Annotated in this window: 27 protein-coding genes and 2 pseudogenes; 1 reads left to right on the forward strand and 28 read right to left on the reverse strand. The window is 49.6% G+C overall.

Annotated features, from left to right (window positions below):
* Positions 1-3 precede the first annotated feature (3 nt).
* The 24 genes and pseudogenes from G8S19_RS13115 to G8S19_RS13235 form a co-directional block, all read right to left on the reverse strand.
* Positions 4-2508, reverse strand: coding sequence for a phage tail tape measure protein (locus G8S19_RS13115; protein ID WP_253685296.1), 2505 nt, complete (start codon positions 2506-2508; stop codon positions 4-6).
* 422 nt (positions 2509-2930) lie between these two features.
* Positions 2931-3107, reverse strand: a complete 177-nt coding sequence (locus G8S19_RS13120; RefSeq protein WP_253685298.1) for a hypothetical protein — start codon at positions 3105-3107, stop codon at positions 2931-2933.
* 110 nt (positions 3108-3217) lie between these two features.
* Positions 3218-3598, reverse strand: coding sequence for a phage tail assembly chaperone family protein, TAC (locus G8S19_RS13125; protein WP_253685300.1), 381 nt, complete (start codon positions 3596-3598; stop codon positions 3218-3220).
* Between the two features lie 52 nt (positions 3599-3650).
* Positions 3651-4142 (reverse strand): phage tail tube protein, encoded by a 492-nt coding sequence (locus tag G8S19_RS13130; protein WP_200054552.1) that lies wholly within the window; start codon positions 4140-4142, stop codon positions 3651-3653.
* A gap of 59 nt (positions 4143-4201) precedes the next feature.
* Positions 4202-4567: a DUF3168 domain-containing protein gene (locus tag G8S19_RS13135; RefSeq protein ID WP_200039004.1), complete on the reverse strand. Its 366-nt coding sequence runs from the start codon at positions 4565-4567 to the stop codon at positions 4202-4204.
* Entirely contained in the window at positions 4564-5133 is a 570-nt protein-coding gene (locus tag G8S19_RS13140; protein WP_119922247.1) for an HK97-gp10 family putative phage morphogenesis protein, read from the reverse strand. The genes G8S19_RS13135 and G8S19_RS13140 overlap by 4 nt, the downstream gene beginning before the upstream one ends.
* Positions 5126-5458 carry a phage head closure protein gene (locus G8S19_RS13145; protein WP_137364609.1) on the reverse strand — a complete coding sequence of 111 codons (333 nt, stop codon included), beginning with the start codon at positions 5456-5458 and terminating at the stop codon, positions 5126-5128. Before G8S19_RS13145 ends, G8S19_RS13140 begins: the two co-directional genes overlap by 8 nt.
* A 1-nt stretch (position 5459) precedes the next feature.
* The gene (locus G8S19_RS13150) at positions 5460-5672 is read right to left on the reverse strand and encodes a hypothetical protein (protein WP_155020941.1); all 213 of its coding nucleotides are present in this window, start codon (positions 5670-5672) and stop codon (positions 5460-5462) included.
* 70 nt (positions 5673-5742) lie between these two features.
* The gene (locus G8S19_RS13155; RefSeq protein WP_119922244.1) at positions 5743-6069 is read right to left on the reverse strand and encodes a head-tail connector protein; all 327 of its coding nucleotides are present in this window, start codon (positions 6067-6069) and stop codon (positions 5743-5745) included.
* Positions 6066-8812: pseudogene (locus G8S19_RS22500) on the reverse strand (phage portal protein). The gene G8S19_RS13155 and the pseudogene G8S19_RS22500 overlap by 4 nt, the downstream one beginning before the upstream one ends.
* Before the next feature lie 205 nt (positions 8813-9017).
* Complete coding sequence (locus G8S19_RS13170; RefSeq protein WP_137346166.1) at positions 9018-10952, reverse strand: phage major capsid protein; 1935 nt, start codon at positions 10950-10952, stop codon at positions 9018-9020.
* Positions 10953-11009: 57 nt separating this feature from the next.
* Positions 11010-12668 carry a terminase large subunit gene (locus G8S19_RS13175; RefSeq protein WP_253685304.1) on the reverse strand — a complete coding sequence of 553 codons (1659 nt, stop codon included), beginning with the start codon at positions 12666-12668 and terminating at the stop codon, positions 11010-11012.
* 3 nt (positions 12669-12671) lie between these two features.
* Positions 12672-13184 (reverse strand): terminase small subunit, encoded by a 513-nt coding sequence (locus tag G8S19_RS13180; protein ID WP_119922270.1) that lies wholly within the window; start codon positions 13182-13184, stop codon positions 12672-12674.
* Between the two features lie 317 nt (positions 13185-13501).
* Entirely contained in the window at positions 13502-13867 is a 366-nt protein-coding gene (locus G8S19_RS13185) for an HNH endonuclease (RefSeq protein WP_253685306.1), read from the reverse strand.
* On the reverse strand, positions 13860-14453 hold the full coding sequence (locus G8S19_RS13190; RefSeq protein ID WP_253685308.1) for a hypothetical protein: 594 nt from the start codon (positions 14451-14453) through the stop codon (positions 13860-13862). The genes G8S19_RS13185 and G8S19_RS13190 overlap by 8 nt, the downstream gene beginning before the upstream one ends.
* Entirely contained in the window at positions 14435-15892 is a 1458-nt protein-coding gene (locus G8S19_RS13195) for a glycosyltransferase family 2 protein (RefSeq protein WP_253685310.1), read from the reverse strand. Before G8S19_RS13195 ends, G8S19_RS13190 begins: the two co-directional genes overlap by 19 nt.
* Positions 15893-15902: 10 nt before the next feature.
* Positions 15903-16136 carry a hypothetical protein gene (locus G8S19_RS13200; RefSeq protein ID WP_253685312.1) on the reverse strand — a complete coding sequence of 78 codons (234 nt, stop codon included), beginning with the start codon at positions 16134-16136 and terminating at the stop codon, positions 15903-15905.
* A gap of 198 nt (positions 16137-16334) precedes the next feature.
* Positions 16335-17066: a serine protease gene (locus G8S19_RS13205; RefSeq protein WP_253685314.1), complete on the reverse strand. Its 732-nt coding sequence runs from the start codon at positions 17064-17066 to the stop codon at positions 16335-16337.
* Positions 17067-17417: 351 nt separating this feature from the next.
* A complete protein-coding gene (locus G8S19_RS13210; RefSeq protein WP_253685316.1) occupies positions 17418-17597 on the reverse strand; it encodes a hypothetical protein in 180 nt (59 codons plus the stop codon).
* Positions 17554-17823: a hypothetical protein gene (locus G8S19_RS13215; RefSeq protein WP_253685318.1), complete on the reverse strand. Its 270-nt coding sequence runs from the start codon at positions 17821-17823 to the stop codon at positions 17554-17556. The genes G8S19_RS13210 and G8S19_RS13215 overlap by 44 nt, the downstream gene beginning before the upstream one ends.
* Before the next feature lie 7 nt (positions 17824-17830).
* Positions 17831-18445 (reverse strand): glycoside hydrolase family 19 protein, encoded by a 615-nt coding sequence (locus tag G8S19_RS13220; RefSeq protein ID WP_253685320.1) that lies wholly within the window; start codon positions 18443-18445, stop codon positions 17831-17833.
* 155 nt (positions 18446-18600) lie between these two features.
* A pseudogene (locus G8S19_RS13225) lies at positions 18601-18882 on the reverse strand (phage holin family protein).
* A complete protein-coding gene (locus G8S19_RS13230; RefSeq protein ID WP_253685322.1) occupies positions 18869-19255 on the reverse strand; it encodes a phage holin family protein in 387 nt (128 codons plus the stop codon). Before G8S19_RS13230 ends, G8S19_RS13225 begins: the two are co-directional and overlap by 14 nt.
* Positions 19256-19403: 148 nt before the next feature.
* Positions 19404-19592 (reverse strand): hypothetical protein, encoded by a 189-nt coding sequence (locus G8S19_RS13235; protein ID WP_253685324.1) that lies wholly within the window; start codon positions 19590-19592, stop codon positions 19404-19406.
* Between the two features lie 704 nt (positions 19593-20296).
* Here G8S19_RS13235 and G8S19_RS13240 point away from each other — a divergent pair.
* The gene (locus tag G8S19_RS13240; protein WP_016150437.1) at positions 20297-20509 is read left to right on the forward strand and encodes a KTSC domain-containing protein; all 213 of its coding nucleotides are present in this window, start codon (positions 20297-20299) and stop codon (positions 20507-20509) included.
* Between the two features lie 342 nt (positions 20510-20851).
* On the opposite strand, the gene G8S19_RS13245 is transcribed toward G8S19_RS13240, so the two are convergent.
* The 4 genes from G8S19_RS13245 to G8S19_RS13260 form a co-directional block, all read right to left on the reverse strand.
* On the reverse strand, positions 20852-21451 hold the full coding sequence (locus G8S19_RS13245) for a hypothetical protein (protein WP_137346178.1): 600 nt from the start codon (positions 21449-21451) through the stop codon (positions 20852-20854).
* Complete coding sequence (locus G8S19_RS13250; RefSeq protein WP_253685326.1) at positions 21448-21807, reverse strand: RusA family crossover junction endodeoxyribonuclease; 360 nt, start codon at positions 21805-21807, stop codon at positions 21448-21450. Before G8S19_RS13250 ends, G8S19_RS13245 begins: the two co-directional genes overlap by 4 nt.
* A complete protein-coding gene (locus G8S19_RS13255; protein ID WP_137346180.1) occupies positions 21800-22108 on the reverse strand; it encodes a Ref family recombination enhancement nuclease in 309 nt (102 codons plus the stop codon). The genes G8S19_RS13250 and G8S19_RS13255 overlap by 8 nt, the downstream gene beginning before the upstream one ends.
* A gap of 145 nt (positions 22109-22253) precedes the next feature.
* On the reverse strand, positions 22254-22436 hold the full coding sequence (locus tag G8S19_RS13260) for a hypothetical protein (RefSeq protein ID WP_046671202.1): 183 nt from the start codon (positions 22434-22436) through the stop codon (positions 22254-22256).
* Positions 22437-22488: the final 52 nt, after the last annotated feature.

A 22488-nucleotide genomic window follows, 5' to 3' on the forward strand; every position in this document is an offset into this window, starting at 1 on the left:
GCATTACACACCAAGTAAGCGCCTACCCTGTCCACGATTCGAAAAGTCCTCAAGCATGGCCTGTCGCGCCTGCTTTGCCCCATCATTGGCTCCCTGTCGCGCAGCTTCCTGCATGGCCTGCTTCAGTGCAGCATCTCCGTTACCGGAAATAGAGAAATGCTGCTGAATAGTTTGCTGGAGCTGAGCCCCGCCACCGCCAACAGAAGAAACTGTGTCATCCACCATACGAACACCGAGATTACCGTCAGCAGTTCGCGTCAGGGGCATTATCGCTTCAGGGCCAGCCTCTCCCATCAGACCTGCACCTTTTGCAAATGCAAACATCGTCGGGCTGTTCACGACGCCATTACGGAAACGACTCAGATCAGGGGAGTCCATTACGCCGCCCTTAGCGAATTTCAATTGAGATGCCGCACCAGTATAAGCTCCGGACGGTGTTGCACCGCCAGCGGATGCTGCGCCAGCCACTGAACTACCAAACATCCCACCCAGTGAACCAAACCACCCGCTATCTCCTGCCGATTTAAGCGTGTTAACCATAATTGCCCTGAGCAACACTTTCTGCAGCTCATTCAGCACACTGTTTGCCCAACTTGCCCAGTCAGCTTTATTACCACTCAGGGCGTCAGCCATGTTGTCCACCAGACCATCAAGGGTGTTACCGACTAAATCTGACACCTGAGTGTAATAATCGCTGGAAGTATCTACCCAGTTAGCCAGACCATTCTGAGCCCCTGCCAGCCAGTTCCCCTGTAACTCATCCAGTTGGTCATAATGAGAACGGTATTTATCGAGTCGCTCAGCAAGCGCCTTGTCCAGTTCCTGGTTATAGCGGTCACATTCTTCTGAGGTTTTAATGCTTCCATCCTGACGACGGCGCTGCAAATCTTCCCGCTTCTCGTTAAATTCACGCTCAATTTCGAGCTGCTCACGCATCCTTTCGCGCGCTTTATCACCAAGTCCTGCGCCAATAACATCAGCATCAAGGGAAGCAGCAGCATTAGAATTTTCACGTTGAAGATTCGAAATGTATTCAGCCAGTTTTAGATTCTCCTCGTTCGCCTTTTTAACAGCATTCAGGCGATCAACCTCTGTAGCAAGTTGTTCAAGGCGTTGCTTCTGTGTTTCATTAAGACCTGTTAGCTTGCCGTCAGCGATATCAAATTGTAGTTTTTGTTGTTCAGTAACCTCGGCGCTTTTCTTTCCGGTAGTGTCGATGAGAGCAATCTGACGGAGGTAACTTGTCTCCATTGATTTAAAAGCTGATTCAAGTTTTTTAGCGGTGCTATCTGGCTTGTTTTTACCGTTATTTTCATCCTCATCTAACGCAAATCCAGTTCCTACCGTTGCTGTCTGAATTGGGAGTGTGGATTTTGGCTGATTTTCCTTTTTTAGCTTTTCACGTAGGGCTAAAAGTTTAGTTAGCTCATCATTGAGGGTTTTTACACTATCATCCCCACCAGTAAACCATGAAAATAACGACTTATCTTGGCTGTAGATATCACTCTTGTTTTCGAGCATTTTTTGCAGATACGTTATTCGTTCCTCTACATCTCCAGAATCGTTGATATCTATTTTACCGCTGAGTGCTGCAAACCGATTACCGGTCAAAGATGCTATTTCGCCAAGTTTGGCGGCTATGGTTACTAACCAACCAGCCAATTGCGCGGCCTCACTCACTAGATTAACAAGGCCAGAAATAACCTTAGGGTCTGTGAGTACATCTCTAACCTTATTAAATGATGTTGTTAATTCGGATAGGTCGACTTTTGCAAGGCCTGAAGCAATCTCCACCTTCAGGCTTTTTACCTGAGACTCTATATCCTCGAAGATGTTATTAACATTAATAAGGTTTTCAATAGAGGAAGGATCAGGAGCAACCCCGTAGTCTTTTGCCAACCCAATGAACTGGCGCAATTTTTCATTGTTGTTATCAAAAAGAGGAAGAAGTTTAGATAAGTCGTTACCGAGGCTCTCTAGAATAGTAGTCTTTTCAGCGTTTGTATTGATTTTGCCGAGAGCATCTCCAATCGCCATCAGTTGCTGATCTGGCGTGGACTTAGATAACTTTACAGCTGAGAGGCCGAGAGCATTTAATGCATCAACAGCCTCACCTGATTTGTTTAGAACTGCATCACCAATCTTATCACCGATATCTTTGAAGATATCAGCCATTTGATCCCCTGAAACACCAGCCTTCTCAGCAGCATATTGCCAAGCTAAAAGGTTTTGGGTAGAAATGTTTAGGGACTTTGCCCAGCGGTCTGTTTCAGTGATTTGTTTAGATGTACTTTTAAGTAACTGGAACCCAGCAGCCCCTACTCCTAATGCAGCAGTTGCAGCGGCAGCACCTGTAGCAGCAAGTGCGAGGCTAGTTTTTCTCGCGTCTTCCTGAACTTGTTTGCTCCATTGAGCGGATGCTCTTTCAGCTTTGTCCATCCCTGATACAAAACCGCCTGTCTTTGCGATCAGGTCAAGGGTGAGTGTTCCGAGGGATTTTCCAGCCATGCTAGCACCTGTATTTGATATGAATTATGATCTACTGATTAAGTGAGATTCGTTCGTCAGAAATATTAAACTTTGCCAAAGGGAGTATGAAAATGAAATCAAATGTTTATTTAACAATAAAATCACTGATACAAGGATTATATAGAGGAACTATATTTTCCTTTTGCTCATGGATTTTAATAATAATATATTCAAGTCTAACAAACCCCTACTTGTTATCCACTACACTGAATGGCATCGCAAACTACAAAATTAATACATTCGAGCAGCTAACATTTATGGGGAATAGATTATCCATGGCATATATGGCTGTAATAGCAATATCAACAATCCTAACATTAATTGATAACTTTATAGTTAAAAGAAATAAATAATAAAAACGAGTAAAAATACCTAAATGAAATTACTTATTCCTTAGGTATTCATCCCCAAGTGCGCATCGCTTCCTGCAGGCTGATTGGTTCGTTAGCGGCGACGCGCTCTACTGCTGCAATGTGAGGGGAGAAGTCAGCAATGCTGAATGCCGGTGTGTTTGAACCGCGATTCACATTAGCCAGCACAGAAGAAATCAGCGCTGCGCCCCATTCCGTCCGCATCATAGGGTTCAGGCTTCCGTATTTTTGACGATACTGAACCCACTGCTGGAACTCAAGGAAGCTAAGGCGTTCCTGCGCTTCTGAAATGGTACGACCACCAATCCCGTTGAGGACTAGTTCGCACCAGATTTCGTCTTCTGCGCTGAGTCCGTCTTTCCCAGATCGTTAACTTCCTGAATGGCCACCAGCAAAGCCACTGTAAGATTCCCATCCAGTGCGCCACGTTCCGGATCAGCCTCACCTGTTACATCAGCAACGGTAAACACCTGATGCCCGTCTTCGTCACAGATTGAAGCTGCAATACGGCCAGCAACGCCATCAATCTTGCCAAGACCGGCGAGAACGTCAGATGTAGCAGTGTGATAACCCAGAGGGCGAACATAGGTTGTGGCAATTTGCTCTTTCCCGTCAGCACCTTTCCATTTAATTTCTTTCTCAACAGGACGACCAGTAAAGGCGCCTGTTTTCTTCAGCGTATCAAGAGTCAGTTTCATGTCGTTTTCCGGTATATACATCAATGGGGCGGGGAATGATCCCCGCGCTTAATTAACTGCCTGGTTGCGCTTTCGGAATCCATGCCCCCTGGCCGGAACGCTGAATGGTTGCCGAAGTCTGGACGACGGTATTACCCTGGAAGTCAAACGGGAAGTCGGATACATAACCTTTGAAAACGTACCAGGTACGATCTGAAGGAAGAGTCAGACCATCAACAGAACCCTCTGAGCTCCCGATTGTTGGTTTAGATTCCCCATCAGCCCAGCCGATCGCAAACGTTACGTCGCTTTGATCGTTGGACTCAGCCATATTGCTGAGCATCAAATGGCTGGCATTTGCTGGATCAGCGTTCAGAGTGGCCGTTGCCTGTCCTGGTGTACGTAAACCCTTTTTATACTTTCGGGTGTTGCGTTCACTGAGGCACGTATCATCAATCTGATCTGCCGGGCTACCGCCTGGTGAGAATGCCGTAATACATTCGATTTCGCTCACGACACCATTCGCGAGCACAAAAAGTTGAGTGCCTTGAGTCACTACTGACATAGTCATCTCCGGATATAAAAAAACCGGCTTATAGCCGGTGTGATGTGAGTGGTTTTGAGTTATCGGTTGACCAGCCAGTCAACATCGAATGAATAGCGATATTTGAGGGTTACCGGGTCTCTGCCCTGCGCATCCCAGCGGGTAATGTAAGCCTTGCGCTGAATGACATCGCGTAATGCCCGCGCCACAGCAAGAGCATCTTCATCGGTGTCACCGTACACATCCACCTGAATGGAATAACGGTCGATGTCAGGGTTCTGACTCAGGTAATTTTCAGGTTCACCGCCCACGTTCTGCCAGACTGCGTAGGGGTACACCAGAACATCATCAAGCATGCCAAACGGATAAAGCCTTACCGGGTGAGCACCGAGCAACTCTTTTACTTTCGGGTCTGTCGAACAGACGGAAAAAACTGGAGCAATCATGCTGTCGTTCCTTTCTTCTGCGCGCGAGAGACAGCCCTGTCGATAGCTTTTTCAAACTCGGTAGAGAAAACGTTAACTACCTGCATATCAACACCATTCATCGCGGGCCTGAGAATTGGTTTAGCTGCAACATGTTCTGTTCCAAACTCAAGAAAACGCCAGTACCAGGTGGCTCCACCTGGGTTTCCCTTACCAGAACCAGCAATCTCCCCCATTTCCGATAAAGATGTTTGCCCCAGTCTTGCTCTACGGCGATCAGTTTTCCTTTGTTCACGAGCACTTCTGGTTGCCCTGGCTCCGCCAAGTACGCCAACGCGGAAAGCTATATCACCAGTTTGCCTGTATTTCCGGCTATCAAATCTCGCTACAATATTTTTAAAGATGGCTTCATTGGTAAGTGGATCATCCACTCTTTGAGCATTCCCTCTCGCCCTGTCACGGATAACTTCAGCAGCCTTTCTAAGTGCAAATCGCCCTGCTTTACTTTTTGTCACATCAGTAATTGCTGACATTTTCCCCAGCAAAGAATCCAGTCCGGTAAGGTTTACTTCTACACCATCAGCCATCGTTTACCCCTTCTGAGCACGGGAGCGTAAGGTATTCACGCCCGCTTTTCGGGTCGGGCAAAACACCTTCGATATTGTAGATGCCACCACGAAAAAGAATACGGTGTTTCCTGGTAATCCCTGCACGATAGTTAATAACAATGCGAGTGGTTATTTCCCCCTGAACCGCCTGCGCAGCAATAAATTCACGCACTGACGACGGGGAAACTTCCGCCCAGACAGTTGCCACATCCCGCCAGGTGTTTTTTACGGCTCCCGTTGTCGGGTTTTGATCTTTTACCGTCTCCTGCAGGGTCACCCTGTGACGTAATTTCCCAGCTTGCATATCACCCCCTCGGTCTTTGACTCAAGTAAACGGGTCGCTCGTCGCCTAATGAAGTAGCATCAATACCTTCATCTCCGGCCAGTGACTGGATAATGACATCACACAGGGCTTCATTTGATTCAGCCAGGCGGTTTAACGCTTCCGTCTGCTCTCTCTGCGCTTCGTTCTGTTCGCTCAGCGCTGCTATCAGCGCGTTTACCTGTTGCTCGTTCATAAGCTATTTTTACCCACTTTTTTATCCACTAGCGCTGCTGATAGCACCCGGAACATGACATTTATCCCCCTTAAATAATCGTTGGCAGTCGCAGCTCCCAGATAAGCATCGTCACATCAAAAGGTAACTCGCCCTGCTTTAAATTCTGCACTGTTGTGCCATCAGGATCGTTGTAAAGCTTAGTGACAAGGCGTAACGTCGCCTCCTTTGCCAGCGAACATTCTTCACTTTCCAGCGGTCGGTTATTGGTATCAACGATTTTGTCCCTGCTGCCCTGGCAAAAACGAATAATTGCGGAACTTGCGGCACGGATTTTTCCTGTTAGATCATTGTCGCTATGGTCCCCATCAATACGGCAGTGGTCTTTAACCTCATCAAGAGTGACGAGTTCAATCATGTTTTATCCCTCCCATCACGACCGCGCTTGGCGGCCAGCGTCCAGCCTTTAGCGCCTGTTTCACCAGGCTTATCCTGCGTCTGTTCGTCACAGTGCCAAAGAGAGCCGCCCCACGTCACAGTGTCGCCAGGCAGATATTCATCACCTGATTTGAATACGCCCCGGTACACCATAACTGGCAAATCAAAAGTTTTTTTCTCACTGGCACCACTGGCGTGGTTAACGGTGACAGTGAAGTTACGCATCCCTTCCTTGCCGACATCAACGCCAGCAACACCATCAACTACACATTCCCAGCCACGCATGCCGTGAGTTTTCTCATAGGCCCGCCAGAGGCCTCCGTTATGGGTGGCATAAGAACCACGGGGATAACTTTTTGACCCATCAATAAAAGGCAGTAATTCCAGCGCAAGCGCATCGCGGCCATCTTCGCCGGGCCTGCCAGGTTCCGGCGCGGGGATCTCAGCCATAGCCTCACTGATGAGAGCTTTAACATCAGGAATTTCCGGCATTGCTGCCGTAATAAGCTCCTGCAATACAGGTCTGATGTCCTCCACTGTCACGCTTTTGCCGTCCTGCGGTACAGGAATTTCCGCTACGGCTTTACTGACAGCATCGTCAACGGCCTGTTTGAGTGCCTCCGGATCGTAGTCTTTGCCGTCTTTCGGCACAGGCATGTCACCAACTGCCTTGCTGACCAGCTCCGCCAGAACAGGGAGAATCTCCTCCACTGTCGCGCTTTTGCCGTCCTGCGGTACGGGAATTTCCGCTACGGCTTTACTGACAGCATCGTCAACGGCCTGTTTGAGTGCCTCCGGATCGTAGTCTTTGCCGTCTTTCGGCACAGGCATGTCACCAACTGCCTTGCTGACCAGCTCCGCCAGAACAGGGAGAATCTCCTCCACTGTCGCGCTTTTGCCGTCCTGCGGTACGGGAATTTCCGCTACGGCTTTACTGACAGCATCGTCAACGGCCTGTTTGAGTGCCTCCGGATCGTAGTCTTTGCCGTCTTTCGGCACAGGCATGTCACCAACTGCCTTGCTGACCAGCTCCGCCAGAACAGGGAGAATCTCCTCCACTGTCACGCTTTTGCCGTCCTGCGGTACAGGCAGGGCGGACACCGCCTCGCTGACCATAGCGCCGATATCTGGCAATTCAGGAGCCTCAGGAACCGGAAGAGATACCACTGCATCGGCCAGCAGCGTGGTAAAGTCAGGTGCCGGAGTATCCTTCAGTGCCATGACCTCCAGTGAGAGCTGTTTAAGCTGCTCTTCCGTTGTTCGCTGATAGTCGCTCAGGCTTTTTCTGAAAGACTCGCGAAGTTCGCCAAGCGCAAGAGAAAATTCCTCTCCAAGAGCCCTGATAAGGGAAAGTTCACGTTCATTCATTTGGTTAACAATCCTCTCAGCATGGCTTTTGCCGCTGTCAGTTCAGCTTCAGACATAGATTTCCCTTCCGCGTCGTCAGGCGCGGTATGGCTGCCGGTACCGGATTTGGCAAACGGATCATCAGAAGCGTCACGCCGCGCCAGTGCCTCAAGACTGAAGTTCTGCTGCTGAAGATACAGCGCATCGCCTCCGGGTAAGGGAGGAAGGTTTTCACTTCGTCGCGCCTCATTTGGCGTCAGGATGGTATTTTTCACACCCTCGCCGAGTGATTTGATACGGCGTTCGCTGTCCATACGCAGCAGTGCATTCACATCAAATTCAGTACCTGAATCCCCCTCAAGCCCGAAAGCCTCATCCAGAAGCAGTTCTATCGACTCAATGAGCGACTGAAGGCACTGCGAGTAATACTGCTGGTCCTGCGCTTCGATATTGTCATGAGTGGGTAATTCACCAATGCCAACCTTATAGGCCGGGACATGAAAGACAGAACAGATGATCTGCGCCGTCATGCTTAACTGCTCAACAGTCTGCGCATCAACGGCTGATACCGTTGTCGGGTTATACTTCGCGCCATTGCTCAGAATGGCGGTCTTACCTGAATTCTCACCGGAATAACCGGAATCCCAGTTATCCTTAATTTTTCTGGCGTTCTCTTCAGTCAGGGTACCAGGCACTTCAATCACACCGCTCGGCTTGCCACCGTTGCGGAAAAAATAGGCCGAGTTCTCCTGAATGTGATGCCCCTGCATCGCCGCCAGACCAGCAGCATAAATGGGAGACAAACCGATGAGCGGATGGAAAAGGCAGTTGAAGCGATCGTGTATCACCTCGCGCGCCGGGACGGTAACTTCCGATTCAATTCCGGTCATATTGTCAGGGTTTATCTGGTAGAAGACAGAACCATCATCCGCCACCAGCGGAGTAACCTTGTTCCAGTCCAGCAGCCTGAGTTCGGTAATTTTTCCGGCGCTATTGCGTATTTTTAACGCCACCGTATTTCCGTGGCATAACTTTGAGTTCAGCCAGTGTTCAAAAAACTGTATCCGGTTCTGAAAGGCATTTGGCCTTTTGTACAGTGCCGGAATATCCCCCGCCCTGACCTCGTGCATAACCCCTTTTGAGTCACGACGCATCAGCCGTGGCGGCATCTTGGCAATATCACTCGCAATCAGCGAGATGCAGGCGAACACAGCATAATAAGAAAGAACGGTGTCCTGATTAATTTCAAGGTTGCGCTGCCATGCTCCGGCGAATGGTTCATGCATAAAGCCGAATAATGGCGACCAGCCTCCGCGGCTGACAGGCTGCTGCAGGGCTTTTTCTTTTCCCTGTTTTCTCCGGAAAGGATTCCACATTAGCCGTTCTCCGCTTTTCGCTTGTTCTTTTTGCCACCAGTACGTGCGCCGGTGAAATATTCAGCCTTACCAAGCAGTACCAGCACCCGTGCGCACCGATCGTCCACGGTTTTCACGTCTCCCGACTCCGAATCATGGGTGCGTTGCAGATATCTGATTTTTGCCATGCATTACGGCGGGGTTTCCCCCGCCCCCCTTCCGCCGTTTAGCTGCCCTGGTTAGAGCTGTAGTTCACACCAGAAATAACCGCTACCGCTGCCGTGCGGCGGCGCTTCCAGTTGATCCAGCGCTCAGCACGGATAGCCACGCTGTTGGTCTGGAACATGGAAACCAGCTCAGTTCCGGTTGGGGTGATGCTGTCGCCGGTTGGTTCGCTTTCCATTTCCAGAGAGGCTTCACGCGACATGTCCACCGCCACGCCGCCATCATCAGCCAGATAGATATCCGGTGCGTTAAGCAGTGTCAGGTTGGTGCCCGCGAACTGGGAAACGATAGCCGGAAGGCCCTGGAAGGTGCCGCCAAGCAGGGTCATTTCCGGATACATTTTTTGTCCCAGTGCGTTTTTCTTCATGGACAGCGCCAGCGCGTTAGTACTGGACATGATCCATACGCCGCCCGTCGGTTGCAGGTTATTCGAAACAAACTGGGCGAAGGCCGCTTCAGCATCAGCATCCGGGTCACCGGTAGACGGAACGGCCACAATACCGTTGGTTACTGAGGCCGGAGAGACGTTAGCAACTTCAGCTTTCGCCGGGTTGATAAAGTCTGTATCCAGACGAGCAATGACCGCTTCAGCCAGGGCGTTACGCACCAGCGCATCGGCTGCCGGGTTGGAGAAGCGGATCAGTTCATCGGTCAGTACCGCGATAGCCGCCACCTTGGCAAAACTGAACGTGATCGACTCAAAGTCGAATTTGGTCAGCGGTTTGGCCTTGCCCTGCCCCACCCAGTTCGCTGAGCCGCCGGAAGTCTGCGCCGGGATACGGATGTTGAACGGAACCTGACGCAGGGCCGGGATACCACCCTGCCCGAAACGCCCGATAATGGTTTGCGGGCGGAGGAATTCAACAAAATCCAGCGCATATTCCTGATATTCAACCAGCGCACCAGCCCACTGAGGGTCGGTGGTAGTACCGGCGCCCACGGCAGCTTTCAGTACATGATGCAGTTTGGCGTCGTCAGGATACTGTTTGCGGGCGATCTCCAGCGCTTCGGAACGACTGCCGTTAGCGGCGGCCAGCGCCTTCGCAAAGCGGGCAAAGGCAATACCCTTTTCCAGCTTCTGTTCGACGCGGATGATGCCTGGTGCACCAGCCTTAACGGTAGTGACTTCGCCGTTAGCGGCTTTTGCTACCGGTTTAGCGGTCGATGCCATATTGCTTTCCATATCGCGCAGGCGTTTCAGATGCTCATCAACCGCCTTAATTTCGGTAGACGTGTCGTCGTAGCTTTCAGTTTCTTCTGCGTCAAGCGTACGGCCTTCATCAGCAGCTTTACTCATGATGTCGCTCAGCGAGGCTGCCAGCGCTGCACGCTTCGCTTCGAAGCTCTTGATTTGTTCTGCAATATTCATCGAATTGGTTCCTTTTTTGGTATTGGTTGCTGTAGCGCCAGCGGAAATGGATGATTTAACGACGGTTTTTTTATTGCCGGACGCGGCAAGAAACTTGCGATCGATTGATTTAACAGACTGAATGGAGCAATCACCGTTGGCAGGAACAGTTACAGCAGAAAGCTCATACCACTCCCACGAAATAAACCGGATGCCGCCATCGTCAATAAAGCTGTATTCAATGGGCTTAAATCCGATAGAAAGCCCACGGACAAGACCCGTTTTGATAGATGCCCACGCTTCATCAAGCCTGGCGACCAGTTGCGATGGCATATCCGCATCTGGTTTTACCAGCTTTGCTTTAATCTCGATGCCAGTGTCGGTGACATTTGCTTCTGTAACCTGGCCTATTGGCTCGTCATGCCAGTGTTGCCACAGCAGAGGTAACGGAAGAGTAAATTTCACACCGGCAGGGTCTACAATGTCGCCATAGCGATCAGGTTCAGGGGTACTGGCGATGCCGGTAATCTCCCGAGAGTCCTCATTGACCGCCTTTACCTGCATCAGGCTATAGGCGCGATTATTCATTTGCTGTCCTCCAGAAACGAAAAACCCGCCTGTGCGGGTCATTAACTGACGTGTTTGTTATACGAAAAATACCTGGTAATCTTTTTTGGCAGGTTCAGGGTTAAGGGCCATAAGGGAAACAGCGTTGAACAGCGCCATCAGGGGATCAATCTTGCCCTTGCCACTGGCCTGCTTGGTGATCAGAATGGCGTTGCCTTTCGGCTCAACTCTGGCATTACCGACACACCACGCCATCATCGGCTGACCACCATGTATCAATACGCCCTCGGCAAGCTTTCTCTCGGTGGTTTTAATCGCGCCGCCAAGTCGCCAGCCCTGGCTGACACCGACTACCGCATCAGCGGGAATTCCCGCCTCAATAAGTGCATCGAGTATCTGCCCGACCCCGGAAGGGTCAATGCCGATCTTGTCGAGCAACTCCGCTGCATGGATTCGGCTGACGTATTCGGCCACATCTTCCGTATCCTGTCCGACGCACTTCACGATGGTCAGGTCACCGGCTCTCACGAAGTCGTGAAATCGGGATTCCTCACTTTTACGCCGGCGAACTGCTATCTCATGTGCCCATGCATGACACCAGCAGAGCCATTCTCGTGTTGCAGCGTCACGCCCGACCGCAGAAACACCCAGCAGATCATCAAGGCCGCCGCCGTCTATCCCAACGGTGATCACCTCTGATCGCCGTAGTAAGTCTTCAAAGCTGACACGCTGTGCCTGTTGCTCCCAGAAATCGACGCCCGCCCAGCGATCGGTGCGCAGGTTCAGCCCAATTTCAATATTGAGGTGCTTGGCCAGAAACTGCTGCAATGTGCCATCGGTTTTTGCCTGATTTTTGCGAAGCTGGTCTGATATCCATTCAGCGCTGACCGAGAGCCCGATATTCGGATTAGTAATGTAGAAATTATCCGGATCGAGATAGGCCTTTCTTTCAACCATGCTTTGTGGGAACTCATAGAGAATTCCCAGCGTTTTGGGATCGTTGATTTTTCCGTCGCGTACAGAGCGCCAGTAATCAAGGCGTTCTTTGAATACGCCAGCAGGCGGCTCATCGCTTTGAGTGGTGAGGTAGATAACCCACCCTTCATTACGGGATACTTGTCCGCCCGTCGCCTCCATAAACATCGCTTCGGCATTGGCGCGTTTGCCAAAAAGCCAGAGTTCGTCGACAAGAATCCGGCCGGACTTTTTACCGGACACCGTATCAGTATCAGCGGCCACGACTTTCAGTGTGTTACGTGTCACCCGGTGCGTGATAGTGCGGATATGATCCTGTATCTGGAACATGTCGGTGAGTTCATCATCAGCGCGTATCATCCCGGCAGCGGGCTTAAAGCTGTTGTCGGCAACCTCTTTAGTCGGTGCCAGAATCAGGTGTTCTTCATCCTCTCGCCAGCACAGGATAAGTGCGGTCAGCATAATGCCCGCCGCGATTGTCGATTTGGTGTTCTTCTTCGATATCAGCAGCCCATATTCGCGAATCAGCTGGTTTCCTGTCTCAGCGTCATAACCACCGAAGATGGCCTTGACGAAATCGAACACCCATTCTTCAGAACATTCTCCGAATGTGGGCTTGCCCGGCAGGTCAGAAACCCGCAGTTCCCGGAGGATACTCAGCGCCTGCGCCGCTTGATCAGGAAAAATGGGCGGCGGAATGATGGATTCACCGGCGACCAGGCGCGCTTCCCAGTCCGTACAGGCTGTAGACCACTGCGCCATACGTCACCCCTTATTATTATTCACAACCAGTTTTGGCGGAGCCATTGAACCGAACTTACTGGCACCAGCGGCCGCTTTTGCCGCAGCATGGCGCGCATCTTTTTTCCCTGTTTCCCCCTTTTTGGGATGGATATAGGGAAGCATGGCCTTCGCCGCATCCTTTCTGACGTCAATTTCTTCGGTTGAATCGTTCATTACCGCCATAAGAAATTCGAGCGGATCATCAAAAGTCCCGGCAACAGGTGGGGCCTCTGGCGGTGTTACCGGAGCCCTGTTTTTTTCAGGGTTGTTTACCGCTGGGATGTAAACATTTTGACGGTACGTCGGTACGTCGTCTGTTTCGATGACTTCCTTTTTTTTACGTCCAATAAACGCGATGACCTCCGGGTCTTTTGCAAGCTGCGACCCCTTGGACCGTGCGGATTTCTCAGAATATCCCGCCTTTATTGCCGCATCCTTTTGAGACATACCGGACATCAGCGCGACGGCGAATTTTCGCTTTTGCGCTGTTAACATGTTTATACCCTCCAGAGGTGAATTTTTTCTGTGCGTGAGAGGGGGCGCGGTGTCCAGCGCGATCGGCGTTGACACCCAACCATCCCCCCCCCACCTATGGTCTTTTAGGTGGGGGTAATATTTCCCCAGTTTCACCTTCCTGATTCACTGGCTGATATCCACCACCAGGAAGCCTACTATCAATACGCTTCGGCGTTCCGTATCTATTCCTGCTCTCCTTACATGACATCCATGTTGGCTGTGCACCATTGGATGCGTGTATCAGCAGGGTGACGAAGGCGGCAAGAATAAGCAGTAATAACCACTCCATAGAAACCTCACAAAATAGTGATTGTCGGCCCGCTTCCTTTAGGTACTGAGTGCTTCAGAGCCTCGCTGTCAGGCTGGTTCATTGATGCCTCACGCGATGACTTACCTGAGTGACACTCGATGCACAGCGTCCACAGGTTGCCTTCATTGTTGTCACCACCGAACTGTAGAGCTATGCGGTGATCAAGTTCACTGTCATGCAGGTCAACCACTCGCTGACACATGCAACAGTGGCCACCATCGCGCGCATAGATACGACGCTTGAGGCTAACCCTTGCGCTACCGTTAACTCGGCGATTCTCACCATAGACAGGCTTTATTCTTCGGGTGTCGATAGCGTTTAAGCGCGGCTGTAATGTCTTTAGCTTAGACATGTAATCTCCATGCTCTGCGGCGTTCTGTTCTTGGTTGATTGTCTCTGGCTGGTTCTACTGGCTGTCCATCAGCGTGGTCCACAAGTGAGTAGCATGGATAAACAACAGGTCCACCGTAAGCATCACCGACTGCATAGTCTGCTGCTTTGCTGTGGCTCCACTTATCCAGAACTCTCTTGATGTGCTGCTGAGGTACGCTGTAGCAGACACCATGAATAAGACGCGGCAATGTAATGTAGTCAGATCTGGCCTTATCTGCTGCTATTAGCTTTGATGCTATCTCCAGTTGATACTGTGGTGGACGGCCAGTGCCAAGATAAAATGAACACAGTTCATCCGGATAACATGCAAGCCATACAGCAATCTTTTCGCAGAAACCAGCAACTGGCATAGCATCATCTTCAAGCACTACCACACGGCATGATTGATTGGCTGCCCACTCCAGCGCGCGGCGATGATTCCAGTTCGCGCCATGGTCACCGCTATCGATTAGCAGAACAGCTCCGAGAGATTCAGCCAGGCACAACGCCTGTTTGTGTCGCGAGTGGTGACCAACCACAACATACTTCACTTGTGTTTCCACCATGCAGACTCCTTGCCGATGCCATCCGATTTGAAAATAGTGTGGACTTTAGGTCCGGTTACGATTCGATCACCGAACTCTTTCGCAGCAACTCCAAATGCCCCCATTTCAACAACAGTCGATGGTGCCTTTTCGGTGCCCCAGAATCGGTGGCTCTCAATCCAAAAGTAGAGTCGGATCATGCGATGAACGAATGCCATCACATCTTCTCGTCGCCCACCTAAGAGACCTGAGTTCAATAGCGGTTCGTTAGCATGTTTATTCAGGAAGTCTGTGTAGAAGCGTCCATGATGATTATCACGCATCCATTTAAGTGAATACGTGGCATGCTCAGAACCAACGTAAATTTTACCAGGCTCCATTTCGTCCCATGGTGAACGCAGCATTTCAACGTCAGTGCCGTCAGTAGACCAGACAAAGTTATAATGCTTGTTTGCTCTCAGGTACTGGAAGAGATGGAGCCAGCGGCTAAAGTACGGTGTTATGCCGGCATCCAGTACACTCACCAGTTCAGCTCCATCGGGGGCCTTAGTTAGCTCATCGGCCAAAATAACTTTCTTCACACCTTGGATTGAATTCGACCACTTCTGTAGAGCGCTGGCGTCAGCTTTCATTTTCGCGCCACGCTGAGGATCAACCTGAGCAGTTATCAGGCTGGTGATCACAACGTTTTCTGTTTTCCGGTATTCGGCATACCCACAGTAACCACTGTCCCGACGGGCACTGAATATTTTTTCATTCTTTGCAGCTAGATCATTTCTGTCTGAAGGAGGTATCGACCGCTTAACAGCGCAGTGCTCATCGAGAGAGTGGATAAGCTTTTCAGAACCAACCACATCGGCAAATGCCCAGGTCGTCATGCCTGCGTTATGAATGCGTAATGCCAGATCTCCATGCTCATACATTCCGCGTCCATAGATGTTGTCGAAACCACCGACCTTCTCAATTGCGGTTATATGGTAATAAAGCATAACGCCACGCTGACCAGTATAAGCAACATGCTTATCGTCACTGTACAACAGGCCGAAGTCATTCATCTTTGGGCCAGTGGCCAGATCTTTAAACTGATAAGCTAAGTGTGGTTCGGGTGATTTGATGTAAGGAAGATGCCAATTATCAGCGATTGGCCATGCGTCATCATCCCAAAGGAATAAATGTTCGCATCCAGCATCCACCAGCTCGGTTAAGCTGACGTTCTTAGAGGCAACGATACCGCGTGATTGGTCATGGCGTACTAACTTAACCACATCAGGAACTACTGCTGGAGGATTGGAGCCATCGTCTATAACAACCACCAGCGCACCAGATGGAAGATGTTTCAAGTGCTGCGCAATGGCGCGATTAAGAACTTCTGGTCTGTTATGGGTAGTTATGGCGATGCCAATTGAAGAACGTGAATTGCTGACAGGCTCATATTGAATGCCGTCTATTGTTACCTGCATATTCACTCCGTTAAGTTTCCAGGCGTTTTATTTCAACAGTGTCGTGAAGAACTATCCTCTTCACTTGTCCATTCTCAGCAACCATCAAGCCGTTATGGTCGAGATCTGCTGCAATCACTTCGCCTTTTTCATCGTCGGCACTGAAAACTTTTTTAATCTCTTTACCATCAACCAAGACCAGATAACGCTCTTTACGCAGGTCAATCTTTCTTCCCGGATCATCATCCAGAACTGTAAGCCTCATATGCGTTTCCTTTTAGACGTGAGCCTGCCGCACGGCAATGCCGCCCGAGAGGTAAACGCAACCTAACGGCATTACCCAGGCTCACTACTGAAAGACTCTCTTTGAGGTGCGCGTGCGAAACGCAATAAAAAAGCCACCATCGTGGAATGGCAGCCAGACAAATAAGATAAGAGAAGCTTAGAATTTAGTTATGAAGGCTCATTGCTGCTTTGCTGCCTCCGTGACCGGAGATATAGGGTATCCGATACCTATCCCAGGGTTAGCGTTAAGGTTCAGGAGTTCTGTGATCACTTGTAGCGAGCGCCCAAACATATCAGCCATTTTCCCGAAATCGACACCCATGATAGCTACTGACATGTTTTGCGAGGCTTGTTCCAGATAAGCTCGTAATTGAGCAGCTTCTTCCTGTAATTGCTCGGCCTTCTCGCCACTTGCGTAACGGGGCGCTGTAACCAATCCAATAACTAACCCAGATTCAGCGTCGATAATTGGCCCGCCTGAGTTGCCACCATTCACCATTCCATCAATAGCAAATTTACCTGCTGTTAAAGGCGCAGAAATAATAGCTTCGCTGGTTAGCAGTTCCTCGTATCCGTGTGGATATCCCGCGAAAATCAACCGCAGGCCTCTTGTTGGGCTGAAGTCAGGAGCAGGTTGCAGTACCTGACGTCCACTTGGAAGTGATTCCGTTAGCTGCATGACTGCAAAATCATTATCGAGATCTACACATTTAATCTGGGACTGAAACCTCTGTCCAGATTCGGTTATCAGCGTGGCTAGCCCTAACGTTCTATTATTTACCAAATCAAGCAATGGCATTACAACGTGACAATTTGTGACCACTAAATCATTTCGTAAGAAACTAAAACCACTGCCGCGAGATCCTCCCGCGAGGACCTGAAAGGTTGCGTTGGCTAAGTTTTGATGCATCGACTTGCTCCGATACCGGTGAATGGAAAATTCATAATGAATTCATCCAGTAGCATAATTGATGAGGCACATTAATTCACACGCAAATATTCAATTTATCAATCAGTTCGTCTTATTTTTGAACTGACCGCAATTTAAGCGCTAATGCACATGAGTCATCGGTAGTATCGCTTTTTACAACCACCAGCTCAAGCACCTCACCTTCTTGCGGGATTTCATTTCCCACAAATGGTTTTTTACTTCGTTGCTTGAGTTGATAACCGATATAAACCCTCGGTCTTCTTTGTTCATGTGATAGCATCTCGCTTTATTGTTTCTGTTTCACTTAGGCTGCTTTTGTATGGCACGGTATTAATTCTGTTGGCAGTTCGCCTGCCAAGATTTGTTATGTGCTAGGATGTCACGCTTCGTTTGCTTATCCAGCACAGCAATATCGTGCTCAGTGAGGTAGATGATGCTTACCCAGTCACAGGCAGTGTCCGTTACTTCAGGTTTTGCGGGTATATCTTTCGCGCAACTCGCGGTCAACATCGTCATCAGGAAGATGATTAACAGTCTGCTGTACATCCCTGGCTCCTTTTGTTGTTTCTACCCGGCGTTCTGCAATGACTTCAGTAGCAGCTGCACGTTCATCAGTGCGTTGCTGGTCCGCTTTTGCTTCAGCGATATTGGTACCGCGTGATTTACCCAGACCAAAAGCACCGGCAATTGCAGCCAGCACAGCAACGACCAGGCCGATAATCATTTCAAGTCCCATAATGACCTCATACCAGTGCGGCCTTTGCTTTGGCGTAACGTTCACGGCGGTCTTTAATGCCGTTCTGCCCGCCATTAATAATCTGCGTTACGCGTTCCACATCACCCGAATACATCAGGCAACCGCGTAACGTGAAGTACCACGCCGCCGAACGGGCCGCATGTCGCTCCTGCGTTAGCAATTCTGGCGTACTGACAAGGTCAAGCTTCAGCGCCGCACCGCATTTGGTGTAGTTCTCACGACCGGTGATTTGCAGCAGGCCACGACCGCGATATTTCCAGCCGTCACCCTGGCTGTTATTCCCCATGCGGTCACCATAAACCAGATTGGCTATTTGTGGCTGGTGGGCCACCTGTTTACCATCGACACGCCCCAGCATTTCGCACTGATACGGCGTCAGACGCTTACTAAAGGTTTTCTTCAGACCCTCAACCGAGTAGTTGAAGCTTTCTACCAGCGAGGTAAAGCCATTGGATTCGTGCCCGACTTGTGCAATGAACATGGCTTGATCATTAACCGCTGTAATTCCAAACTCTTTCATTGCCGCATCAATATGCGGAAACCAGCGTGCAGCCCCCCCGGCGCTGATACCAGCCGCCTGCTGAAATTGTGATTTGTTCATATGTGTACCGGATTAAACCACTATTAATGGTAGGGATTAGAATTCACCTAAGATGATGAAATTCAATTTAATTTAAGTCACAATGAGACTTAAGATAAATCCTAATGGTTTCATCTTCTTTGCGGGTTGTGGCGATGTCGTTGCGACTCGCTTTTTTATTTGTGAACAGCATCAATGAGTCGCGCTACGTTACCTCTGACGGCGGCCAGCACAGACAGGAAAATAATGTTGGCCCCAATAGTGGCCCACGATGAGTAAGGGTAGATACCGCACAGATACGCCAGCGGTACGGCACTATAAATGACCGTAAGCAACCACGCTAAGCGAGATATCTAAGGTCGATGCCGGGAATCACCGCGACGGTAAAACATCAGGGTCAACACTACCCCAGCGCAAAGCAGCGCATTGATTGTTGCCGATGGGTCATTTAGTACCACCTGAACCTCCCCGGCGCGTTATCAGCGCCACCAGCGAGCCGACATCCTGATTATTCAGGAACGTCAGGATTTTGACGGCTAAAGCAGAAACGATTACGGCGCCAATGGCATCCAGTGGTTTATCACTGTATCCGGTCGCCTGAGCCAGCTTTGAACCCACCAGCCCGGAACAAAGGATCCCTGCGATATACGACACCAGAGAATACGCCAGCCGACGTGTTGCGCTCAGGTCAGCAGCCGTTGCAATGTAAAATACCGCTCCGGCAAATGCGCCAAACACCACGCCGTAATCGGTTCCGGACAGGAATCCATAGACACTGGCACCCGTCAGGACACCACCAGCCAGCCCAGTACCGGAAATCGGATCGGACATTTAGCCCCCTCTTAATTGCTGTGAGTCCTCTCAGGAATGAGGGGAAATTCACGGGCTAGATTTATCAACAAAGCAAGTAGCGGATGATTCCCGTGAGCCTGAAATGAAAAAGGCCGCCATGCGGCAGCCTCGAAGTAAGTACGGTTGTTTACATTGGTGGAGTGATTGGGCCTTCTAACACCTCTGCTTCACCGTTATGGCATATGTCATCGCCTCTGGTCAGATGCCAGACACCTGTGATTGTTTTACCCGTTTCCAGATCATCAACAGTGTCGTTCGTGTAATACGCCACCTGAACAACACCGATATGCTGAATCCAGTAATACCCTTCCTTCATACATTCCTCCGCGATACTGAGCAGGTAGTATAGAGCGGAGCAGATTATGCAGCGTTGCAAGAAACCACAACTCGATGTTTGCTATCCACGGGGCTAGTTCTGGTCATAGCCTCTTCAGATGGCATTATCAGGTGCGATGTAATAACTCTACTGATGAGCCTCTTTTTAGTGCGATTGCACTTCCGGAGTGCATCTAATGTCACAAGCCCATCATAACAAATTGATTTTATTCACCTCTAGAATGGTTCATTTATTGCATAAGGAACATAACAAAATGGAACCAGAGGGATGAAAGATGACAAATACATTTTTTTACCACATACAATACTGGGGTTATCTTGCAGTTCTAGTATTACTGTATCAGGTAATATTCAATTGAATGAAACTCATGAGCCTAAAATGAAACAGGCTCGTTCGGATGAGCGAGTCTGAGATTAGAAATTTAGCATTATAAGAAGTGAGTGTGGTGCCGGGTGCCTCCCGGTGAGACTGCCCCGGACAGCATGCCTCGCGTGCATATTGCGTCAAAGGGATATTGACTTTACCGGACGCCCCGCCGCACAGGGGGATTCACCACTAAAATAACATACCTTCGGCTGATCCCTGCGTCAAAATAAACGACATAACATTCATGTAATTACCCATGAAAAATATCTACGGGTGTACTATAAGGAACCGATTAAAAAGAACAACAAGGAGGTAAAATGCGCCATCAGATAGTTATGTCATCTAAAATAAAATCCATAGGTTATTATCCTTCAGAAAAAATTCTGGAGATTGCATTTACTAATTCTGGAACTTATCAGTACATTGGAGTTTCAGCCAAAATTTACAATACTTTTTTAGAGGCTAAATCCAAGGGGCGTTTCTTTGATGGTGTTATCAAAGATAAATACCTTTGCAGAAAAATTGGGTAAGTCAGGGTAAATATACCGTATTAGGTGTTGTTTTAATTCTCGACACCTGGCTCCAGAGATGATAAACCCCGCGAAATGGCATGCTTTTATCTTTTCTAAGGTTAGACCGACGATGTGACAGGGGTACTTTGCCGTAGCAAGTTCGCGAATACCCCTGTCGTATCGCCGGAAAGCAAAAACCCCGCGCTGGCGGGGTTCTCGTTATATTCAAATTGTTCGCTTTTCGTCGCTGCCATCGTGGCGCAGCTCTGCCAAGCATGAATGGATTATCTGATTTTCTGGCCCGTTTTCAACACCATTACCAAAAAATAGCACTAATAGCTAAAATTGATTTCAGTTAGTCTATTCAGATAACAGTTTGCGCGCTTCCAGAAAGACCTTTGCTCTAAATATTTCCAGACACCAACGCACGCGCTTTCTCGCCTCCCCGTCAGTTAACCATGGCGCAATCACCTGCAGTTCCCGGGTTATGTCTGAGATTTTTTTTCGGGTGGTGTAATACTGAAGACCAACAACATAAACCGGATCATTTATATCCAGCGCCCGCAGCACGCATTGCTCAACAAAATCGACATCATCATTATGCAGGGCTTCATCAATTACACTGGCAGGTGACTGGGGCCAGAGAATGCTATGTGCCCTGTTCATTGCCTGCTGTCCACGGAAACCCTCTTCACGAGCCTGATTCAATGCTGTGGTGAAGCGCTCCAGTGCCTTTTCTGACCAGTTCCGTCCCTTAAGCACATTCCAGCACGCATGGCCTCGCGGCATACGGGGGGCAGTTTTTCCTCCCACACCCTCACCCCATGTAGTGAGCAGGGATTTAATCCATCCGGACTGGATCCCCGTCAGGAGAATGCATTTACCCAGCCAGCTTTTACGCGGCGCAGCTGCTGCTTTTTCAAATGCTGACTGCTGTAGTCTGCGTTGGCGTGGCGTCATGCTTTTAGCTCCTCAATAATTATTCTCCCGGTTTCTCCCCATAATTTTGATACCCGTGCATCCCATATATGAGCATCATTTTCGTAAATGGCGTCCATCAGGGCTTTCATCATATTGTCAAAATCAGGTTTAGCCTGGTGTGGTTTACCGTTGAACTCAGCCCATTTCTTTTTGCTCCAGCTCGCTGGCATCGGAAGGATGAAGGTGACATGCGAGCCACTCTCCGGCAGCTCAACACCCAGCAGACGAACTTCATCACAGAAAGCACGGTAACGCAGAACCTCTGGGCGTTTTTTCCATTTATCAGCGCGGGTCATTCTGGGCTTACCAACAGGCGTGATTTTATAATCAGGCATGAGTCGATTCCCCCAGTTCGTAGAGAACCTGCACGAGCAATTCGGTTTCAGTACCGAATTTATTTTCCCAGGACTGCCGCCCGGCATGAATGGCCACTCCATGACCGCCGGTACGATGATGGGTATGACAGAGAGGAATTACGTGAAAATTATCTGCACGAACAGACATCCCGGTACCGGAGCTACAATGATGAATTTCAGCGGGAGTGTCTCCAAGTCCTTCATTGCGGCAGACAATACAATTCAAATCGGCAACGCGGGATAAGTGGAGTTTTTCAGCTTTATTCTTTGATCTGCTCATGCTGCACCGCCAGCACGAACAAAGACACCGCTCACGAAAGAACGGTGTGATTGGGGTAATTCAGTTTTATGCGCCATCGCGTTTTCCCGGTTGGCGCAGTGTTACTCAGCAGGCTGTTCAGACCCGTGTTTGAGTATAACCCAACTTATCCTGCATCTGAAACAGGAAGACCAGCTTTCTTTCTGGCCTCTTCCAGTGCCCGCAAAGACGTAACAAATTCATCTTTACGTAAAGCGAATCCCCTCACCACACTCCCCTTCACGAAATAAATCAGAACCGGGCCAGTGTGCTCCGGCAACCCTGGGATTAAATCATCCGGAATTTGCATGAGATGCCCCTTGCAAAGATTCCCACACCTGAATCGACCTGAGTTACCTCGC

It is taken from the genome of Citrobacter sp. SX206 (genome assembly GCF_024181025.1).
Classification (GTDB): Bacteria; Pseudomonadota; Gammaproteobacteria; order Enterobacterales; family Enterobacteriaceae; genus Citrobacter; species Citrobacter youngae.

Coding starts and splice junctions, on each gene's coding strand:
- G8S19_RS13115 (WP_253685296.1), bottom strand. CDS start 2,508: ATGGCTGGAAAATCCCTCGGAACACTCACCCTTGACCTGATCGCAAAG.
- G8S19_RS13120 (WP_253685298.1), bottom strand. CDS start 3,107: ATGATGCGGACGGAATGGGGCGCAGCGCTGATTTCTTCTGTGCTGGCT.
- G8S19_RS13125 (WP_253685300.1), bottom strand. CDS start 3,598: ATGAAACTGACTCTTGATACGCTGAAGAAAACAGGCGCCTTTACTGGT.
- G8S19_RS13130 (WP_200054552.1), bottom strand. CDS start 4,142: ATGTCAGTAGTGACTCAAGGCACTCAACTTTTTGTGCTCGCGAATGGT.
- G8S19_RS13135 (WP_200039004.1), bottom strand. CDS start 4,567: ATGATTGCTCCAGTTTTTTCCGTCTGTTCGACAGACCCGAAAGTAAAA.
- G8S19_RS13140 (WP_119922247.1), bottom strand. CDS start 5,133: ATGGCTGATGGTGTAGAAGTAAACCTTACCGGACTGGATTCTTTGCTG.
- G8S19_RS13145 (WP_137364609.1), bottom strand. CDS start 5,458: ATGCAAGCTGGGAAATTACGTCACAGGGTGACCCTGCAGGAGACGGTA.
- G8S19_RS13150 (WP_155020941.1), bottom strand. CDS start 5,672: ATGAACGAGCAACAGGTAAACGCGCTGATAGCAGCGCTGAGCGAACAG.
- G8S19_RS13155 (WP_119922244.1), bottom strand. CDS start 6,069: ATGATTGAACTCGTCACTCTTGATGAGGTTAAAGACCACTGCCGTATT.
- G8S19_RS13170 (WP_137346166.1), bottom strand. CDS start 10,952: ATGAATAATCGCGCCTATAGCCTGATGCAGGTAAAGGCGGTCAATGAG.
- G8S19_RS13175 (WP_253685304.1), bottom strand. CDS start 12,668: ATGGCGCAGTGGTCTACAGCCTGTACGGACTGGGAAGCGCGCCTGGTC.
- G8S19_RS13180 (WP_119922270.1), bottom strand. CDS start 13,184: ATGTTAACAGCGCAAAAGCGAAAATTCGCCGTCGCGCTGATGTCCGGT.
- G8S19_RS13185 (WP_253685306.1), bottom strand. CDS start 13,867: ATGTCTAAGCTAAAGACATTACAGCCGCGCTTAAACGCTATCGACACC.
- G8S19_RS13190 (WP_253685308.1), bottom strand. CDS start 14,453: ATGGTGGAAACACAAGTGAAGTATGTTGTGGTTGGTCACCACTCGCGA.
- G8S19_RS13195 (WP_253685310.1), bottom strand. CDS start 15,892: ATGCAGGTAACAATAGACGGCATTCAATATGAGCCTGTCAGCAATTCA.
- G8S19_RS13200 (WP_253685312.1), bottom strand. CDS start 16,136: ATGAGGCTTACAGTTCTGGATGATGATCCGGGAAGAAAGATTGACCTG.
- G8S19_RS13205 (WP_253685314.1), bottom strand. CDS start 17,066: ATGCATCAAAACTTAGCCAACGCAACCTTTCAGGTCCTCGCGGGAGGA.
- G8S19_RS13210 (WP_253685316.1), bottom strand. CDS start 17,597: ATGTTGACCGCGAGTTGCGCGAAAGATATACCCGCAAAACCTGAAGTA.
- G8S19_RS13215 (WP_253685318.1), bottom strand. CDS start 17,823: ATGGGACTTGAAATGATTATCGGCCTGGTCGTTGCTGTGCTGGCTGCA.
- G8S19_RS13220 (WP_253685320.1), bottom strand. CDS start 18,445: ATGAACAAATCACAATTTCAGCAGGCGGCTGGTATCAGCGCCGGGGGG.
- G8S19_RS13230 (WP_253685322.1), bottom strand. CDS start 19,255: ATGTCCGATCCGATTTCCGGTACTGGGCTGGCTGGTGGTGTCCTGACG.
- G8S19_RS13235 (WP_253685324.1), bottom strand. CDS start 19,592: ATGAAGGAAGGGTATTACTGGATTCAGCATATCGGTGTTGTTCAGGTG.
- G8S19_RS13240 (WP_016150437.1), top strand. CDS start 20,297: ATGCGCCATCAGATAGTTATGTCATCTAAAATAAAATCCATAGGTTAT.
- G8S19_RS13245 (WP_137346178.1), bottom strand. CDS start 21,451: ATGACGCCACGCCAACGCAGACTACAGCAGTCAGCATTTGAAAAAGCA.
- G8S19_RS13250 (WP_253685326.1), bottom strand. CDS start 21,807: ATGCCTGATTATAAAATCACGCCTGTTGGTAAGCCCAGAATGACCCGC.
- G8S19_RS13255 (WP_137346180.1), bottom strand. CDS start 22,108: ATGAGCAGATCAAAGAATAAAGCTGAAAAACTCCACTTATCCCGCGTT.
- G8S19_RS13260 (WP_046671202.1), bottom strand. CDS start 22,436: ATGCAAATTCCGGATGATTTAATCCCAGGGTTGCCGGAGCACACTGGC.